Consider the following 1,426-nt stretch of genomic DNA (forward strand, 5'->3'; position numbering starts at 1 on the left):
GGCGGAGGCGGCGGCGGAGGCGGCGGTGCCACTTCCGGTGTCGGCTCCGGGCCACCGAAGTTGTACGTCAGCGTACCGAGCAGCGAATGCGAACGCATGCGGCCCGAATAGTCGCCATTCTGGCCGACCAGATCCAGATTGTCGGCGTTGAAGAAGCGATACTTCAGGCCGACGTCCCAGTTACGGGTCAGCGGAGCGCGGATGCCGGCGATTGCCTGCCATGCGAAGCCCGTGTCCGAATCGTCGAGGAACGGACCGGCGAAGACCGGTTCGACCGAGACGCGAGCGACGCCGACGCCGCCGCCGACAAAGCCCTGAAGGCCATCGTCATCGCCGAAATCGAGCAGACCGTTGACCATGAAGCTCAGGGCATTGGTATCGCCGTTCAGGGCGGTGCCGCCGATGAACGTGCCGGTGCCGCCAGCGTTGGTCGGGATACCCGGTGCAGCGAAGGTGCCCGACTTGATATCGGCTTCGCGATAGCCGACTTCGACTTCTGCGCGGAAACCGCCAAAGTCGTAACCGACAACGCCCTCGGCGTCATAGCCGGCGCGATGATCGAGCGTTCCCGCATTGTTGGTGGTGCCAATATCGAGATCGATGTCCTCGACAATCATCACGCCCGCACCAACTCCGACATACCAGGAGTTGTCGCGCGCCAGAACCGGCGACGCAAGGGTGGTGGAGGCCAACGCCACAGCGACGGCAAGCTTCCTCATAGTAATTCCCCTTTCAATTGAGATATACGTCTCGGCAGACGTCCTACTCGCCGCTTTGGTTCCGTGCAAGCTAACAAATCGTCAATCTGTTGCCAAAAAGTCGCACTCGCGATGCCAAACGGCGGAAAATTCAGCCTGAAATCAGAAGACCCTGCGCTTCGAGTTGCAGGATCAATGCGCCGATCACGCTACGCGCTTCGGAATCGATTGTCGAGCCGCCGGCGGGCGCCGCGATAGTCCCCGGTCCGGTCCACGAGCTGTCATCGAATCGAAGGCGCGCCCCGTCGGCAAGGCGTGTCACCCGCATGCCTGCCCGCGGCGCCGCGAACCGCCATCCGCCAGCACTCCAGCACGCGATCGCCATCGCCTGTCCCGACCAGGCACCCGTCGGGTCCGCACCGACGATCCAGCATTGCCCTTCGGCGGGATCGGCGGGCGGGTCGGCGAGCGGCCCGTCCAGCACGGCGGCGTGGACCAGCGCGTCGAGTAGGACGAGCGCCTCGTTATGTGTGACCTCCTTCTGCGCCTGTGCGACGGCAAGTAATGGTAACGCAAGGCGCGGCGTGGCCAGCATGTCGGTCATGGCTTTATCCTTCTATGGTCAGAACCTAGGCCGCGTTGACAAAAGACTTCAGCCATAGCCGCGTGGCGGCGAGGTTTAGGAAGCTCTCGAACGAGAGAAGGGTTTTGTCATATCGAGTGGCGAT

At 62.9% G+C, this 1,426-nt stretch carries 2 protein-coding genes; both read right to left on the reverse strand.

Annotated features, from left to right (window positions below):
• The coding region (locus ATE71_RS21465) for an outer membrane protein (protein ID WP_152998884.1) at nt 1-719 on the reverse strand (719 nt) is incomplete at its 3' end.
• A 130-nt stretch (nt 720-849) separates the two neighbouring features.
• A complete protein-coding gene (locus tag ATE71_RS21470; RefSeq protein ID WP_058805368.1) occupies nt 850-1,302 on the reverse strand; it encodes a DUF2793 domain-containing protein in 453 nt (150 codons plus the stop codon).
• Nucleotides 1,303-1,426: the final 124 nt, after the last annotated feature.

Source organism: Sphingopyxis sp. H115 (genome assembly GCF_001468465.1).
Lineage (GTDB): Bacteria > Pseudomonadota > Alphaproteobacteria > Sphingomonadales > Sphingomonadaceae > Sphingopyxis.

What these genes read in the sequence shown, in the direction of transcription:
- ATE71_RS21470 (WP_058805368.1), bottom strand. Translation starts at nt 1,302, where the DNA reads ATGACCGACATGCTGGCCACGCCGCGCCTTGCGTTACCATTACTTGCC.